Origin of the sequence: Halomonas sp. DP8Y7-3 (genome assembly GCF_019801675.1) — a bacterium.
GTDB classification, from domain to species: domain Bacteria; phylum Pseudomonadota; class Gammaproteobacteria; order Pseudomonadales; family Halomonadaceae; genus Halomonas; species Halomonas litopenaei_A.
Genome location: NZ_JAHVIO010000011.1, coordinates 110,560 through 126,463 on the forward strand (window position 1 = coordinate 110,560; position 15,904 = coordinate 126,463).

The 15,904-nt window shown below is 62.8% G+C and carries 13 protein-coding genes; 3 read left to right on the forward strand and 10 right to left on the reverse strand.

Annotated features, from left to right (window positions below):
* The first annotated feature begins 205 nt into the window (after nt 1–205).
* Entirely contained in the window at nt 206–1,219 is a 1,014-nt protein-coding gene (locus KUV86_RS14295) for a D-cysteine desulfhydrase (protein WP_222485228.1), read from the forward strand.
* 353 nt (nt 1,220–1,572) lie between these two features.
* Nucleotides 1,573–2,976: a Na+/H+ antiporter NhaC family protein gene (locus tag KUV86_RS14300; RefSeq protein ID WP_222485230.1), complete on the forward strand. Its 1,404-nt coding sequence runs from the start codon at nt 1,573–1,575 to the stop codon at nt 2,974–2,976.
* Nucleotides 2,977–3,126: 150 nt separating this feature from the next.
* Here the strand turns inward: KUV86_RS14300 and KUV86_RS14305 are convergent, their stop codons facing one another.
* The 9 genes from KUV86_RS14305 to speB all read right to left on the reverse strand — a co-directional run bounded on the left by KUV86_RS14305 (nt 3,127) and on the right by speB (nt 13,383).
* A complete protein-coding gene (locus tag KUV86_RS14305) occupies nt 3,127–3,693 on the reverse strand; it encodes a DUF805 domain-containing protein (RefSeq protein ID WP_222485232.1) in 567 nt (188 codons plus the stop codon).
* A 486-nt stretch (nt 3,694–4,179) separates the two neighbouring features.
* Entirely contained in the window at nt 4,180–5,628 is a 1,449-nt protein-coding gene (locus KUV86_RS14310; protein WP_222485234.1) for an aldehyde dehydrogenase family protein, read from the reverse strand.
* Between the two features lie 17 nt (nt 5,629–5,645).
* Nucleotides 5,646–6,386 carry an MBL fold metallo-hydrolase gene (locus tag KUV86_RS14315; RefSeq protein ID WP_206944064.1) on the reverse strand — a complete coding sequence of 247 codons (741 nt, stop codon included), beginning with the start codon at nt 6,384–6,386 and terminating at the stop codon, nt 5,646–5,648.
* Nucleotides 6,383–7,159 carry a carbon-nitrogen hydrolase family protein gene (locus KUV86_RS14320; RefSeq protein WP_222485236.1) on the reverse strand — a complete coding sequence of 259 codons (777 nt, stop codon included), beginning with the start codon at nt 7,157–7,159 and terminating at the stop codon, nt 6,383–6,385. The genes KUV86_RS14315 and KUV86_RS14320 overlap by 4 nt, the downstream gene beginning before the upstream one ends.
* A gap of 3 nt (nt 7,160–7,162) precedes the next feature.
* On the reverse strand, nt 7,163–8,488 hold the full coding sequence (locus KUV86_RS14325; protein WP_222164096.1) for a purine-cytosine permease family protein: 1,326 nt from the start codon (nt 8,486–8,488) through the stop codon (nt 7,163–7,165).
* 204 nt (nt 8,489–8,692) lie between these two features.
* A complete protein-coding gene (locus tag KUV86_RS14330; RefSeq protein WP_222485238.1) occupies nt 8,693–10,312 on the reverse strand; it encodes a 5-guanidino-2-oxopentanoate decarboxylase in 1,620 nt (539 codons plus the stop codon).
* Nucleotides 10,309–10,935, reverse strand: coding sequence for an HD domain-containing protein (locus KUV86_RS14335; protein WP_222164094.1), 627 nt, complete (start codon nt 10,933–10,935; stop codon nt 10,309–10,311). Before KUV86_RS14335 ends, KUV86_RS14330 begins: the two co-directional genes overlap by 4 nt.
* A gap of 18 nt (nt 10,936–10,953) precedes the next feature.
* Nucleotides 10,954–12,339, reverse strand: a complete 1,386-nt coding sequence (locus KUV86_RS14340) for a YjiH family protein (protein WP_222485240.1) — start codon at nt 12,337–12,339, stop codon at nt 10,954–10,956.
* Between the two features lie 93 nt (nt 12,340–12,432).
* The gene (gene speB, locus KUV86_RS14345; RefSeq protein ID WP_224852151.1) at nt 12,433–13,383 is read right to left on the reverse strand and encodes an agmatinase; all 951 of its coding nucleotides are present in this window, start codon (nt 13,381–13,383) and stop codon (nt 12,433–12,435) included.
* Between the two features lie 236 nt (nt 13,384–13,619).
* On the opposite strand from speB, the gene KUV86_RS14350 reads away from it, so the two are divergent.
* The gene (locus KUV86_RS14350; RefSeq protein WP_222485242.1) at nt 13,620–15,158 is read left to right on the forward strand and encodes a sigma-54 interaction domain-containing protein; all 1,539 of its coding nucleotides are present in this window, start codon (nt 13,620–13,622) and stop codon (nt 15,156–15,158) included.
* Nucleotides 15,159–15,187: 29 nt separating this feature from the next.
* Here the strand turns inward: KUV86_RS14350 and KUV86_RS14355 are convergent, their stop codons facing one another.
* Nucleotides 15,188–15,700, reverse strand: coding sequence for a DUF805 domain-containing protein (locus tag KUV86_RS14355; RefSeq protein ID WP_222239108.1), 513 nt, complete (start codon nt 15,698–15,700; stop codon nt 15,188–15,190).
* Nucleotides 15,701–15,904: the final 204 nt, after the last annotated feature.

Consider the following 15,904-nt stretch of genomic DNA (forward strand, 5'->3'; position numbering starts at 1 on the left):
CTGTTGTTGTAGCTGCCGGCCAGGCAGGAGTCGTGGCTATGCAAAAATTTAACAGCTGACGAGCAACTTGGCATTGGTGGCAGGTCGTGGGCGGCCTTTAAGGTGAGATGACACGTTCTCTGACGGGCCTTGTGTCTGTCATTTCATGGAAGAACGTCATAACGAGAGCACGCCAATGCCAATAATGACTCGCCTGGAGGCCCGTATGCACCTGTCCCGTTTTCCCCGTGTCCGTCTCGGCCATATGCCCACCCCGCTGGAGCCGATGGACAACCTGAGTAAGCTGTTGGGCGGCCCGCGCCTTTGGATCAAACGTGACGACTGCACCGGCCTGTCCTCCGGCGGCAACAAGACGCGCAAGCTCGAGTTCCTGATGGCCGATGCCCTGGAAAAGGGCGCCGATACCATCATTACCCAGGGTGCCACCCAGTCCAACCACGCCCGACAGACCGTGGCCGCCGCCTGCAAGCTTGGCCTTGGCTGTCACATCCTGCTGGAAGACCGCACCGGCAGCGAAGACCCCAACTACAACCACAACGGCAACGTCTTCCTCGATCAGCTCCACGGCGCCAGCGTCGAGAAGCGCCCGGGCGGTGCCGACATGGCCGCCGAGATGGAAGGCCTGGCCGATCGCCTGAAGAGCGAGGGCAAGAGGCCTTACATCATCCCTGGCGGCGGCTCCAACGAGATCGGCGCCCTGGGCTACGTCAATGCCGCCCTGGAGCTGCTGGCCCAGGCCAACGACATGGGCCTGCGCATCGACCACCTGGTGCATGCCACCGGCAGCGCCGGCACCCAGGCGGGCCTGGTGACCGGCCTGGCCGCTTGCAACGCCGGTATCCCGGTGCTCGGCATCGGTGTGCGCGCGCCCAAGGACAAGCAGGAGGCCAACGTCTTCGCCCTGGCCCAGAAAACCGAGGCCAAGCTGGGCCTTTCCGGCGTGGTCAGCCGCGAGCAGGTGGTTGCCAACTGCAACTACGTGGGCGAGGGCTACGGAGTGCCCACCGACAGCATGATCGAGGCGGTCACCCTGCTGGCCCGTCACGAAGGCATCCTGCTGGACCCGGTTTACTCCGGCAAGGGCATGGCCGGGCTGATCGACCTGATCCGCCAGGGCCACTTCAAGCAAGACGAGAACGTGGTCTTCCTGCACACCGGCGGCGCCGTCGCGCTGTTCGGCTATCCCGATGCCTTCGACTTTGCAGATTACAGGGGCTGAGGTCTGCCCCTGGCCAGCCCGGTGAGTGCACAGAAGCTCCGAGACAATCGTGATGGGATGTCATCGCGAGCAAGTTGATGTGGGCACCTTGAGAAAGTGTCTCGGAGCATCACTTTGACACTCCTCGTGGTTTTTTCGTTGTGCTCTTGGCTCCTTACGATGAAGAGTCCGGCCATCTTCGGTCCGGAGGTACATTCGGAACAACGAGTCGCAGCAAGCGGTGACATGGGAGTGTCTGCGATGAGCGGTGGTGAGGCTCAGCGTAGAAGTTGGCGCCGCTGGTTTTCACCCTACTGCAGTGCTTTTTCTTCACGAGCGTGACAACCGCGCTACCCTTCCTGAGGATTCTAATAATGACAACATCCACTACGACTCCATCCTTATCCTTCCGCGGGGGCACCCTCGGCGCCCTGGCACCACTAATCCTGCTGGTGGTGGGGCTGGTCTATCTGTCGGTATTCGAGCGTGCCGGGACCAAGCCGTTCTGGGCCTGCGCCTGGGTGGCCATGGGCGTCGGTCTGTTTCTCTGTCGACAGCGCACCGCTTACTGCGACAGTCTGCTCAAGGGAATGGGCAACTCCACCGCAACGGCGATTATCGCGCTGTGGCTGCTGGCCGGTGTATTCGGCAAGTTGATGGCCGCGGGTGGCTTGATCGATGGTTTGATGTGGCTAGGCGCGTCCATTGGTGCAGAGGGGGCCACCTTTACCCTGATTGCCTTCGCCATGGCCATGGTATTTGCTCTCGGTACGGGGACGAGTACCGGCACCGTCATTGGGCTGTCACCGGTGCTGTACCCGGCGGGGGTGATGTTGGGAGCCGACCCGTCCATGCTGGCGGTGGCGATCCTGTCCGGTGCTGCCTTCGGTGACAACCTGTCGCCGGTGTCGGATACCACCATCGTCTCTTCCTACACCCAGGGTGCCGAGATCGCCGATGTGATCCGTACCCGGCTGCCATTGGCGCTGTCGGCAGCAGGCATATCCATGGTGATCTTCATGCTGTTCGGCGCCAGTGGTGAGGCGTCTTCCGCAACCGCCGAGGTGCCGACCGGCCATGTCTCGGGACTGGTCATGCTGATTCCGCTGGCGGCGGTGGTGGTGTTCGCGATGAAGCGCCGCCATATTGTCGAGGCGATGTTTATCGGCAACCTGGTGGCCATGGCGTGTGCCCTGGGTATCGGTGCCATCGGCCTTGGTGACCTGTTCTCGTTGCCCCAGGCGCGGGGCGAGAGCACCGGGCTGATCGAGAATGGCATTGCGTCGGTGACAGGCGCCGTTCTGTTTGCGTTGATGGTGCTCGCGCTGACGCAGGTGATCCTGGATACCGGTCTGATGGAGCGCCTGCTGGATAGCGCCAAGAAGAAGCTGGTCAAGGACCGCGCCAGTGCCGAGACCAGCATCGTGGCGGTGACCATCGCGGCGTCTACACCGCTGTCGGCCAATGCTCCGGCGCTTCTGCTGGTGGGGCCGGGGCTGGTCAAGAGTCTGGCCCAGCAGTTTGGTATCTCCCCCGCCCGCGCCGCCAACCTGATGGACTGTGCGGTATGTACGGTGTTCTTCCTGCTGCCCTGGCACATCGTGGTAGCGGTGTGGCAGGAGGTCATTGCCGCGACTGCCGTTCAGAATGGTGTGGCAGCGCCGTCGGCGTTTGCTTCCTTCTTCACGCCTTACCCCTGGGCCATGCTGGTGGTGCTGGCGCTATCGATCTGGCTGAGGAAGCGACGGGCAGGGGCGGATCTCGCCGCCACCGCCTGACTCAGGGCGCTGCTGCAGCGATGAAACCAAAAAGGCCCCGACGTTATCGTCGGGGCCTTATCGCTATGGGGGCCGGCTTGTCATCGCTCGCATCATTTATCCAGCGCTTTCGGCGTTAGCAGAGTCGACGGGCGGTGAAGCCAACCATGCTCAAAGCAGCACACCGAGAGGAACGAAAAATGGCAGAAGGATAAGGCCGAGCAAGCACCAGAACAGCGTCATGCCGGAGGATGTCGGTGGTTCAGGCGCTGGACCATACCGGTTCTCACCACTGGAGCCCTTGACGCAGTAGAGCATGATGAAGATTGCAAGATTGACTAATGGAACCAGAGCGAGAAGTAGCAGCCAACCCGATCGATTCTGGTCATTCATGCGGCGTTTGGCTTGAAGAGTCCAAAAGACGGTGAGAGGTATCGAGAGTACGATCGTTATCAATAGTACTGTACCTAGTATTGCTTCTGCTGCTGCTGATTGTGTAGTCACCGCGTAAGCCACAGCGCCTATGTAGGGCCCGTTGACGATCAGAGAGGCCAATGTGGTGCGGTTAAAATAGGTGACCCGACCGATACGGCCACGTGTGGACCACCATCCCGTCTTTTTCTCGGAATCGTGCTGGCTCATAGCTGAGCCATGCTCCGAGTCGGTATTGGAGACTGGTGGGTGGGATGTTTCAGACGTTGTCTGTGGCGAGGTTACCTTCTCTTGGTCTGTAGACATGTGGTCAACTTCCTTGAAGTCGGGTGGGTCTTACATACGACTCGCCGCAGAGGTGTCGGGTGTTGGCGTCACTGGTAATACGGTGGAGCGAAAGTGCAGGGGGGCAGAAAAGTTGCCCCGAGTTATTTGTCAAAAGGTCACCAGTCATTCGGGACTGGGAAGGTAAATAACGTTATATGATGTGTTGACAGTAATTGTTTGCCGCTGGAAGGTGTAGCCTTGGCGTCAACATAACGTGGTAATGATTTAAACAATGGGTAATGTGTAACGAAAGAGGCGTTCTCTTACGAACTAAGCCTTTTGGAAAACTACCCGGGTTGGCATATTTGCCCGTCATTCAGGCTTGCCCGTCGCCGAGGCACGATCACCGACGAGGGAGTCAAACGCCAACGCTGCGGTGTAAGCCGTGCGAGCCCCCTGCTGGCAGGCGCCAGCAGGGGGGCTGAGGGTGGGGATCTATGGGTGAGGGGATCTACAGGTGAGGGATCAGCCGGCGGGACCAATCAGATGCTTGACCTCGAGGTAGCCGGACATGCCCCAAGGTCCCAGTTCACGGCCAATGCCGCTGGCGCCAAAACCACCCCAGCTGGCTTCGGGCATGACCAGCTGCTCCGAGTTGTACCAGATACTGCCGGCACGCAGCGCGCGTCCAACCCGCTTGGCGCGGTCGACATCTGCAGAGATCACGGTGGCGGCAAGTCCGAAGGCGCTGTCGTTGGCAAGCGCGATCGCCTCGGCTTCGCTGTCGACGCTGCGCGCGCACAGCACTGGGCCGAAGATTTCTTCACGCCACAGGCGGCTGTCGGTCGGCACGTCCCGGTACAGGGTCGGGGCGATGAACTCGCCCTGAGCGGGCAGGTCGCGGTGACGGCCATCGCGCACGACGGTGAGGCCTTCCTCGCGGGCTATCTCAAGATAGCGCTCCACGGCTTCACGCTGTCGGGCACTGGTCATCGGTCCCATGTCGGTGCCTTCGACGAGTGGGTCGCCGAGGGTCAGGGCATCGATCCGACTTGCCAGTGCCTGATAGAGGGGCTCTGCCAGAGACCGATGCACGATCAGGCGTGATGTGGCGGAGCAGATCTGCCCCGAGTTGAAGTAGATCCCGGCCATGACCCAGTCGGCTGCGGCATCCACATCGGCGTCATCCAGTACCAGAATTGGCGATTTGCCGCCGAGCTCCAGAGAAACGCCTCGCACGCCATGGGCCGCGGCCTGCATCACCTTTTCGCCGACCACGTTGCTGCCGGTGAAGGACAGCTTGTCGACTCCCTGGTGGGCCGACAGTGGTGCACCAATGCCCTCGCCATCACCCAGCAACAGGTTGAGTACCCCGGCGGGAAGCTCGATGTTGGCGGCGATCTCAGCGATGGCCACTTCGGGTAGCGGGGTGACTTCGGAAGGCTTGAACACGATGGTGCAGCCCGCCGCCAAGGCGGGAGCGATCTTCCAGGCGCTGGTGACCAGCGGGAAATTCCAGGGCGTGATCAGACCCACGACGCCAGCCGGGTCCTCGTAGAGACGCGCGTCGATCCCTTCCATGGCATGGTCGACGAGACGGCCCTGGCGGTCTTCCAGAGCGCGTGCCTGGGTGGCGTAGTAGCGATAGCAGGCGACGGCATCGTCGAGGTCGATGGCCGCCTCGGCCAGGACCTTGCCATTATTGGTCGAAGAGATGCGCATCAGCGCTTCCCGGCGGGTCGTCAGGGCCGCGGCAATGGCCTCAAGGTAGTCCGCCCGTCGATGCCCCCCCAGCTCTTGCCAGGCCGGAAGTGCCGCCCTGGCGCTGGCAACGGCGGCATCGACGTCGGCGGCGTCTCCCGCGGTGATTTCGGCAATCTGGGTCTGGCGGTAAGGGTCTGTCACGGCCAGGCGACGGCGACTATGACTGTCGACCCAGGTGTTGTTGATGAACTGTTGTGTCAGTTGTTGCACGAAAGGGCTCCACAAACTCAAGAATGGCGACGCAGCCAGTCGTCGATCAGCGCGTGACAACGTTCGCCGGAAAAACTGGGAAAATGACCACCATGAACCGTGCGGATGGGCAGACGGCGCAGGCGTTCCAGGCTCCTGGCGTAGTCATCCAGGTCGCTGTGATAAGCGTCTTCGATCAGTTCGCCATCATAGAGGATATCGCCACTGATCAGGGTTCCCGTGGACGCCTCCCACAGGGCAATGCCCCCCGGTGAGTGACCGGGAGTATGCACCACCTCGAGTTGACGGTTGCCCAGGTCGAGGATGTCGCCGTCCTCCAGCACCTCGATACGCGGTGGTGTTGGAATGCGATAGCCACTGTGGGCGTAGGGCGCCGGCGGTAGCTCATCGAACATGGCGTCGTCGAGGAAGGCATCGGCCAGGGTGCGGCGGTTGTCGGGACTCGCCAGGATATCGGCTTCGGCGCGGTGCACGTGGCAGCAGTCGAACTCATGGGCCGCACCGATATGGTCGAAGTGGGTGTGGCTCGCCACCGCCACAATCTCGCGTTCGGCCAGCAATGCCACCCTCTCGCGAAGCGGCACGGCACCAAGGCCGAAGTCCACGACCAGGTCACGCTCGCGACCTCGCAGGTGCCAGATATTGCAACGGTAGAACGGTTTGATCGCGGGCTCATCGATCAGGGTGATGTCGTCACCCATGCGCTGAGTACGATACCAGCGGTCGGCGCTTCCCCGGGGTAGGGTAAAGCCCGTCATTGGCGGTCTCCCGGCAGCGGGCGAAGGTCCTTGAGGTAGTCCTGGTGAACGCGACTCTCATGGATACGCTCGAGATCCAGGTCGACGATCAGCACGGCGGCATCATTGCCGAGCCGGCCCAGCACCTCCCCATCGGGGCCAGCCACCAGGCTGTTACCACAGTAATGCAGCGTGTCCTCGACGCCTGAGCGATTGATACAGGCGACAAAGCGCTGGTTATCCATCGCTCTGGCCCTGATCTGCAGCTGCTGGCGATCTGCATTGGGGACCATGTTGGCGGTCGGTGACAGAATGACCTCTGCTCCGGCCTGGGCCAGGGCCCTCGCCATTTCCGGAAACTCATTGTCGTAGCAGATCATCAGCCCCAGCTTGCCGAGGCGAGTGTCCACGACGCAGAGCTCGTCACCCGGAGCAAAGTACCGGTGCTCGCGGTCCCACAGCTGGCGCTTGTGGTAGCAGGCAAGCTGGTGGCCTTCGTCATCGAGCAGTACCGCTGAATTGGTGAGGCGGCCGTCGGCCTGGCGCAATGCCAGGCCAAACAGCACATGCAGATGATACTGACGTGCCAGCGACGCCACGCGATCGACCAGCGCTCCCTCGTCGGCCAGCTCATCGAGACGGTCAAATACGTTGTAGCCGGTGAGTGCCAGTTCCGGTAATGCCAGGAGGTTGGCACCGGCGGCTTCGGCTTGTCGGCACAGGCCCTCCAGGGCACTCAGGTTGGCTGCGATATCGCCGGTAACAGGATCCGTCTGGGCCAGCATCAGGCGCATGGGTCAGTCTCCTTGCAGAACGAAACGTCGGCGGGTGAACAGCACGCATCCCAGCCAGTAAAGGCCACCGGTGATCACGAACACCGGCAGTGAGGCACCGATCGACAGCGGGGCGACCAGGGTCCAGTAGGCCGCCAGCAGGGCACCCGCCAGGTAGGCGCAGATGGCGATGGTCGCCGTCGGCCGACCGAGCTGGCGCGGCGAGCGCAGCAGCTCGGCAGTGTAGCCTTCACGGCCGACCAGGTAGTAGTCGACGATCATTACCGAGAAGGCGGGAATGAACAAGGCGCCGATCAGCAGCAGGAAGTTCTGGAATTGATCGAGGATGCCGGGAATCAAGGCGCCGAACACGGTGACCACGCCGATGACCAGCGCCGGCTTCCAGAATGCCATGCCGGGAGAGACGTTCATGCAGGACAGGGTGGCGCTGTAGACCGCCATGACGTTGGTGGTCATCACCGAGAAGAAGATCACCAGCGCGGCAGGCAGACCAAAGCCGAAGCCGGATAGCAGGCGAGTGGGGTCATAGGTCTGCTCCATGCCGCCGAGCACAGACAGGCCTGACACGGCAGCGCCCAGTCCCATGGCAATCATCGACGCGCAGACATAGCCACCATAGGTGCCAAGTACGGCAATCCGCCCGCTCTTGCAGTTGCGGTTGTAGTCGGCAGAGGTCGAAATCCAGGAGAACGCCGTCGCCACCACGATATCGAAGGCAATGCCGAGGGTAATACCGTTGCGGGATTCGACGGGCATCTCGAACAGCGCGCCGACGTCATAGTGCCGGTTGAGCTGATACACCACGCCGGCGGCCAGTACCATCATGGCCAGCGCTGCCCAGCGCTCGATACGCTCGATACCCAGGTGGCCGCGCAACACGATCAACACCACGATGGTCTCGCACAGTACGGTCATCAACGGCAGGTTGGAGTAGCCGGTGGTGGTCTCGATGGCGTAGTTCAGGCTCATGCCGGCCAGCAACGCCTGGATCCAGCTCCAGGCGATCAGTACCGCCATGTTCACCAGGCTGATGATCTTTGAACCGGTAGGCCCGTAGGCGCGACGGCTCAGAGCCATGGAAGGAAGCCCTGTCCGTTGGCCCATCAGGCCCACCAGCAGCAGCGGTATGGCACCGATCAGCGAGCCGATCAGGACCCAGGTCATGGCCACCGGAAAACGCAGGTCGGGGACCAGCAGCATGCCGGTGAGGATCGTCGTCACCACCACGTTGGCACCGAGCCACAGGGCGAAGGTGGCCGTGGCCCCCATGCTCTTGTGCTGGTGTTCGTCCAGGGTGTCGTGGCCAATCAGCCGCTTCAGCGCATTCATCGAAGAGTCCTTTATGGTTGTGATTATGGTGGTGACTACCTTGGCAGCCACCGGGTAGTGCGACCCGTGCAAGGGCTGGTCGGTGGCAGACGACGGGTGATTGCCCAGTTGCCCGAACAGCGTCTAGGGGGTGGCCCGCCAGGGGGGCAGGCAGGGAGCCAATAGCCCCCGTCGACCCAGACGTGTCGACGGGGGCGCGGGACATCAGTGTTCGCCCAATGCATCGTTCCAGGCTGCTGCATCGATCTCGATCAACATCGGCCCATCCTCGGGACGATGCTCAAGAGCGCGCGCCAGCCCCGCGGGGTTCCCGACTCGGGTGGCGGCGCAGCCGAAGCCAGCGGCCAGGGTCTGGAAGTCCGGTGCCTGGATATCGACGCCCAGGCGGGTGACGCCAGCGTTATCCATGAAACGGCGGATTTCTTCGTAGCCCTGGTTATGCCACAGCAGCACGATCACCGGCAGGCGCTCTTCGACGGCACAAGCAAGCTCGGACAGGGTGAACATGATGCCGCCGTCGCCGACGAGCGCCACCACGGGCAGCGACGGCTGGCCGAGGCAAGCGCCCATGGCGGCGGGCAGGCCATAGCCGAGGGTGCCGTAGCCGGTGGAGGCATTGAAGAAGCGGCGCGGCGCATCCTGGCTGACCAGATGGTTGGCCGCATAGGTGGTGGCGCAGGAGTCCCCGACCAGAATGGCGCCAGGAAGGTTGTCGCCCAGGGTGTCGAACAGCGGCACGTAGGCGCGGAAGGCCGGATCCGAGGCGAGGGACAGCGCTTCCAGGGCGGCACGGGTACGCGTGTGGCCGTCGCGTTTGAGCGAGCGGCTGGCAAAGCGGCGCGCCAGTGCTTTCAGACTCTCGCTGGCATCGGCGACGATGGCCAGGTCAGCATGCTGATTGCGGGCGAGCTGTTGCGGGTCGAGATCGATGCGGATCAGGCGGCCACCCAGCTCGAAGCCATCATCGAACACCACATCGTAGTCCGTCTCACCCAGCTCTGTGCCAATCGCCAGCACCACATCGGCGTCTCTTGCCAGTTGCCGCACGGCGGGCAACGAGGCATTGGCGCCGAGGTCGAGGGGATGGTCACGACCGAGCAGGCCCTTGGCATTGATGGTAGTGACGGTGGGGGCATCCAGCGCGTCGACCAGCTGACGGGCCGCCTCGGGGGCATCGACACAGCCTCCACCGAGCAGGACCAGCGGCTGGCGTGCCTCGCTTAACCAGGCTTCGGCCTGGTCCAGCGCATCGCTGGCCGGGGCTGCCTTGCTGATGATCGTGCGAGTGGTGCTGCCAGGGGCAGTGACCGGCGCATTGAACAGGTCGATGGGAATTTCGATATGGACGGGGCCCGGGCGAGCACCGTCGAACACCGCAAAGGCGCGCGCCAGGGTTTCCTCAAGGCTGTCGGGATCGAGCACCGTGTGGCTGAAGCGCGAGACGCCAGCGATCAGTTCGCGCTGGCCAGGCAGCTCATGCAGGCGCCCCTGGCCGCGGCCCAGGGTGTCACGGCGATTGACGCTGGAAATCACCAGCATCGGCACCGAGTCTGCCAGCGCCTGTCCCATGGCGGTCGCGATGTTGGTCATGCCGGGACCGGTGATGATGAAGCACACGCCGGGCTTGCCGGTGGAGCGTGCGTAACCATCCGCCATAAAGCCGGCACCCTGCTCGTGGCGCGGCGTGACGTGGCGAACGCCGCTGTCGTTGCCGCCTTCCAGACCGCGATAGAGTTCGATGGTGTGGACGCCGGGGATACCGAAGACGGTGTCCACGTCGTAGGTATCGCGCAGCAGGCGAATCAGCAGTTCAGCGCAGGTCATACGGTGCTTCCTTGGGACATGGGGGGAGTGAGGGCGGGGTCCGGGGCCAGCGAGTAGGGCACCCGGGCAAAGATCCGCCGAACCATGGGCTCGAAGTGCGATAGCGGCAGCGTGTCATAGTCCGGGTCGAACGAAGGACAATCCCAGTCCCGGCAGAACGCCTCGCAGTCGGCGAACCAGGGGTGACCGCGGAAGCGCTCCCTGGCGTCCTTGTCGCCACCGACCTTGTCCCAGTAGTAGTGGCCCTGGAAGACATCGTGGTGCTGGATGATCCAGTGGGTCTTCTCGCTGACGAAAGGGCGCAGGATCGAGGCCGCATAGGCGGCGTGGTCGAACAGCGCCAGTTCGTCGCCGATATCATGCAGCAGGGCAGCGACAATCATTTCTTCATCGGCACCGGCTCGCTCAGCGCGGGTTGCGCTCTGCAGACAGTGATCGAGCCGGCTGATCTGGTAGGGCTGGTGACCCTCGCCCAGGCGGGCAAGGGTCGTCAGGATGGTGTCGGGAAGCCCCGCCAGGTAGTCAGCGTCGTGGGCGGCGATCAGCGCCCAGTCCTCAGCAGTGCTTTCATCGATGCGGGTGAAGGCCGCCTTGCCGGCGGCCTGTGAGTCGTTGGAAGTCATCTCGGGTTTTCTCCCCTGTCAGCCCACCAGCCAGTGGGCCATGACGACGATGATCGGCAGCGTGATGGCGGTGCGCAGCAGGAAGATCACGACCAGCTCCCACAGCTTGAGGGGGATCTTGGATTTGAGCAGCAGCGCGCCGATTTCCGACATGTAGATCAACTGAGTCAGCGACAGACAGGCGATGACAAAACGCGTCAGCTCGCTTTCGATATCGCTGGCCAGTACCGCCGGCAGGAACATGTCGGCGAAGCCGACCAGGGTGGCGGGAGCCGCAGCCTCGGCTTCCGGCAGACCCATCCACTCCAGCACCGGCACCATCGGCATGGACAGCCAGGTAAACAGCGGCGTGAATTCCGCCAGCACCAGCGCGACGGTGCCGATGGCGATGACCAGCGGCAGCAGACCGAAGAAGATATCGGCCACGTTGAACAGTGCCAGGCGGGCAAGCTTGGCCGGTCCCGGAGCGGTTTCGGCGCGGGCGACGGCAATGCCCAGGCTGTAGCGCAAGAGGCTCTGGTTACTGGTGTTCTCTTCCTGAATCTGGCAGCCCACGGGCTCGTAGTAGGTATTCGCCTTGCGCGACAGCGGCGGCAGGCGAGGGATGATGACTGCGGCCACCAGACCTGCCACGACCACGGTCAGGTAGAAGGGAATGAACAGGTGATTGATGCCGATGAAGCTGGTCACCAGCAGCGCAAAGGCGATGGAGACGATGGAGAAGTTGGTGGCGATGGCAGAGGCTTCGCGAGCGTTGTAGTAGCCCTGCTCATACTGCTGAGTGGTGATCAGCACGCCTACGGTGCCGGAGCCCATCCAGGACGCCGTGGCATCGATGGCGCTGCGGCCGGGCAGGCCAAAGATCTTGCGGAACGGGGTGCGCACCATGGAGCCAATGAACTCCATGAAACCGAAGTCGACCAGGAAAGGCAGCAGGATGGCGGCGAAGAAGAAGAAGGTCAGCAGCACCGGCGCAAGGTCGTTGAGCATCACTCCGCCAGTGAAGGAGGCGGTGATCATCTCGGGCCCGACCTGGAAGTAGGTCATCAAGGCAAAAAGGGCGCCCAGCGCGCGCATGACGACCCACAGCGGCGCGATGTCGAACAGCTCTTTCAGGGCACCTTGGCTAGCCCAGCCGGGCTTGGTCAGCTTGACCAGCAGCGTCAGCACCAGCGATAGCGTGAGTACCACCGTGGCAATGGCCGGCAGCGCATCGCCAAGCGTGGCCTTGAGCCAGTCGGCGGCCAAGCCCATGCCGATATTGATGGTGTCGCCTACGGAGAAAGGTACCAGGAACAGCAGGATGCCGATCACAGACGGGATCAGGAACTTGAGCAGACCGTGGGTGCTTAGCTTGCCCCCTTGGGTGGTGATCTTGTCGGCAGAGTGCAGATGGGAAGACATGGGAGGGTCACTCTTTGATGTTGTAGTGTTCGGCGCTCCTTAAGGAGCGCCTCATAGGGACGAACCAGGGCCTCTCCCTGGCCCTGTCAACGGTCAGTCACGGCGCTTGACGCCGGGCAGCACGCACAGCATTTCATACAGCAGGGTGGCCCCCATCAGCGCGGTGTTGCCGCTGGGGTCGTAGGGCGGGGAGACTTCCACCAGATCACCACCCACAATGTTGAGTCCTTTGGCGCCGCGCACGATTTCCAGGCCCTGGGCCGAGGTCAGACCGCCCATTTCGACGGTGCCGGTGCCCGGTGCGACGGAGGGGTCAAGGCCGTCGATGTCGAACGAGATGTAGACCGGGCCATCGCCCATCTGCTCGCGAACCTCAGCCATCAGGGGCTCCAGCGACTTGTGCCAGCACTGCTCGGCCTGCACCACGCGGAAGCCTTGCTGGCGGCACCAGTCGAAGTCTTCAGCGGCATAGCCGGTGCCACGCAGGCCGATCTGCACCACACGGTTGGCGTCCAGCAGGCCTTCTTCCTGAGCCCGGCGGAACGGACAGCCGTGAGCGACTTCTTCACCGAACATGTGCTCGTTGACGTCAGCGTGGGCATCGATGTGGATCAGGCCAACGGGGCCGTGCTTCTTGGCGATGGCGCGCAGGATCGGCCAGGTCAGCGTGTGATCGCCGCCCAGGGTGAGCGGCACACAGTCATGGGCCAGTACCTGGTCATAGAAACCGGAGATGATGTCCAGGTTCTTCGGCAGGTTGAAGGTGTTGATCGGCACGTCGCCGATATCTGCCACCTGCAGGCTGTCGAAGGGCGCGGCCCCCGTTGCCATGTTGTAGGGACGCAGCATGCGCGACTCGTCGCGAATCTGGCGCGGCCCCAGGCGAGTGCCGGGACGGTTGGACGTACCGATGTCCATGGGAATGCCGATGAAGGCGGCATCGAGCCCCTGGGCGCTATCCTGAGTAGGCAGGCGCATCATGGTGGCTGGACCGCCGAAGCGAGGCATTTCGTTGCCGCCGAGGGGTTGGTTGAAGTCGCTCACTGGAACTCCTGACATCGCTGATGAGGTCACCTTGGCCAGACGACTGGCCAGGCATGCATAGGTTTGTTTAAGCAGGAGGTGTGCCAGTTCTGCGATTGTTATACTAAAGGCGCAAAAAATGTGCACGAAGTTGCCGTACACGGAGCGATATCCGGGGCTCGTTGATTCACTATTGAATCAATGGCGGGGCTAGCCGTGATACACTTTTGCATCAATGATGCGTTTATGGATCGCCGATGACTGACGATGCGCTGATACTGAAGACGATTATCGACACGGCGCACGATCACTTCTTTATCGTCGCGCCCGATGGCCATATCCGGGACGTCAGTCCCGGAGCGGCGGCGGTCTACGGCATGTCCTGTGAAGAGCTCTGTGCCACCAGCGTGCAGCGGCTCGAAGCGGAGGGCGTGTTGACGCCGTCGGTCAGTCTTGAAGTCATTCGCACGGGCAAACCCACCCAACTGGTGCAGCACACGGGTACCGGGCGGCGGGTGATTGCCCAGGCACATCCGGTGTTTCAAGGCGAGCGCCTTATCGCCGTGGTGAGTCGCTCCATGGACTTGACCGACCTGCAGCTGTTGCAGCAGGAGTACGCGCTGCTGCAGCGACGCTTCAGCGAGCACCTGAGACGCGGTCACGCGATCGAGTCGGAGAGTGGCCTCCAGGGTGGCTTGCAGGAACAGGAGCTTGGGCATCTCGAGGTCAAGAGCCAGCTCATGGGCGAGGTGGCGCTCTTGCTCAAGCGTGTGGCCCCTACCGATGCCACCGTGCTGATGCTGGGAGAGTCAGGAGTCGGCAAGACGGCGTTCGCTCGCCAGCTTCATCGCTGGAGTTCACGCAAGGAAGGGCCATTCATCGACGTCAACTGCGCCGCCATCCCGGAAAGCCTGTTCGAGTCCGAGATGTTTGGCTACTGCCAGGGCGCCTTTTCCGGAGCGGCCCCCGGTGGCCGCAAGGGGCTGATCGAGCAGGCTGAGGGCGGCACGCTGTTTCTCGACGAGATTGGTGAGCTGCCGCTGTCGGTGCAGACCAAGCTGCTCAAGACCATCCAGGACGGCAGCATCACGCGACTAGGGGACCGAGCGCCCCGGCGCGTCGATTTTCGTCTGGTCGTCGCCACCAATCAGGATCTCTCGGCGCGGGTCGAGGAGGGACTGTTTCGACTGGATCTCTACTATCGGCTGAACGTCATTCCCGTCACCCTGCCGCCCCTGCGCGAGCGGCGAGAGGATATTCCGGGCCTTGTCGAACGTCAGCTTGCGCGGCTCAACCGGCGCTACGGGCGAGACAAGATGCTGGCACGGGACGTCTGGCAGGCCCTGATGGGGTGGGAGTGGCCCGGCAATGTGCGCGAACTGGAGAACGTCATGGAGCGGGCTTGGCTCGCCAGTGACGATGTGATTCAAGCACGCGAAGTGCTGCCCGGCAGGCAGGTGCCCGCGGCGGCCGCGCCGGAAGCATCGGGCCAGGTGACGTCCCCGCCATTCTCCCCCTCCGCGGTTGCTGCTGGCGCGGCCACGGAGGAGATCGGGCGTGCCTCCGACGACAGTAGGAGCGTGACGGGTTCGAGGAATACGGCGGAGGAGATCTGGGCGTCGCCAGGCAGGGGCGACGGGGAGGGTCTGAAAGAGACGCTTGCCCGGGTCGAGCGAGAGATTCTGGCGGACTGCTGCCGAACGCTGTCCAGCACTTACGCCATTGCCGAGCGCCTGGAGATCAGCCAGCCGAGCGTGGTGCGCAAGCTCCGGCAGCATGGGCTCAGGATTGGCTGAGCGGCGCGTGGCCGGCGATGGTACCGCCGTCAGAACAGGAAAAAGCAGCTGACCCAGATGCCTACGGTAAGCAGTGACTTGACCGCCATCACCCCTTGATGCCCCCGCTCGCGCTCACCATGCTCATTGATGGTCGTTTCGCCGGGCTGCATGACCAGGACCACCGTCAGCAGGAGATTGGCTCCGGGAAACAGCAGCATGACGCTGCAGTGGCCGCGTTGGCCCACATCATGCAGGCGGCGAACGCCGTGCAGCACCAGGGGATAAACGCTGACCACTAGCCAGCCTGCCCCCACCAGCAGTCCCTCCGGAGAGACGCTGTCGTGGAGGTCGGGCGCGGTGATGATCAAGGCCCATAGACCTGCGTAGTAGCAAGAGAGGGCCAGGATGGCGTTGAGGCAGAAGTCAGCCCGACTTTCGCGTCCGCTGATGCTGTCGAACCAGTAGCCGGGCAGGCCCGGACGTGGGTCCAAGGGGTGGCGGGGCACGTTGGTACAAGACGCCACATCATCTTGAAGAGTGGAAGCAGTAGGTCGTTGCATCGGCGGATCGTCCTGAGGTTCCTGTACGAATGTCCTGGGCGAGTTTCCTGTCTTTAGTGCCTGTGCGCCGACAATGCGCAAGGGCGGAACGAACGTATGAGACTTGCTGCCATGTGCTGATGTGAATCCTACCGAGTTTCGCACTGTGACCAGATAGTCGATGGCGCAAGTTCTAGTACGATCCGCGTAAATCGTGCTGGTTCA

Bases quoted from the DNA above. Each gene is read 5' to 3' on its own strand.
- KUV86_RS14295 (WP_222485228.1), top strand. From the start codon at position 206: ATGCACCTGTCCCGTTTTCCCCGTGTCCGTCTCGGCCATATGCCCACC.
- KUV86_RS14300 (WP_222485230.1), top strand. From the start codon at position 1,573: ATGACAACATCCACTACGACTCCATCCTTATCCTTCCGCGGGGGCACC.
- KUV86_RS14305 (WP_222485232.1), bottom strand. From the start codon at position 3,693: ATGTCTACAGACCAAGAGAAGGTAACCTCGCCACAGACAACGTCTGAA.
- KUV86_RS14315 (WP_206944064.1), bottom strand. From the start codon at position 6,386: ATGACGGGCTTTACCCTACCCCGGGGAAGCGCCGACCGCTGGTATCGT.
- KUV86_RS14320 (WP_222485236.1), bottom strand. From the start codon at position 7,159: ATGCGCCTGATGCTGGCCCAGACGGATCCTGTTACCGGCGATATCGCA.
- KUV86_RS14325 (WP_222164096.1), bottom strand. From the start codon at position 8,488: ATGAATGCGCTGAAGCGGCTGATTGGCCACGACACCCTGGACGAACAC.
- KUV86_RS14330 (WP_222485238.1), bottom strand. From the start codon at position 10,312: ATGACCTGCGCTGAACTGCTGATTCGCCTGCTGCGCGATACCTACGAC.
- KUV86_RS14335 (WP_222164094.1), bottom strand. From the start codon at position 10,935: ATGACTTCCAACGACTCACAGGCCGCCGGCAAGGCGGCCTTCACCCGC.
- KUV86_RS14340 (WP_222485240.1), bottom strand. From the start codon at position 12,339: ATGTCTTCCCATCTGCACTCTGCCGACAAGATCACCACCCAAGGGGGC.
- KUV86_RS14350 (WP_222485242.1), top strand. From the start codon at position 13,620: ATGACTGACGATGCGCTGATACTGAAGACGATTATCGACACGGCGCAC.
- KUV86_RS14355 (WP_222239108.1), bottom strand. From the start codon at position 15,700: ATGCAACGACCTACTGCTTCCACTCTTCAAGATGATGTGGCGTCTTGT.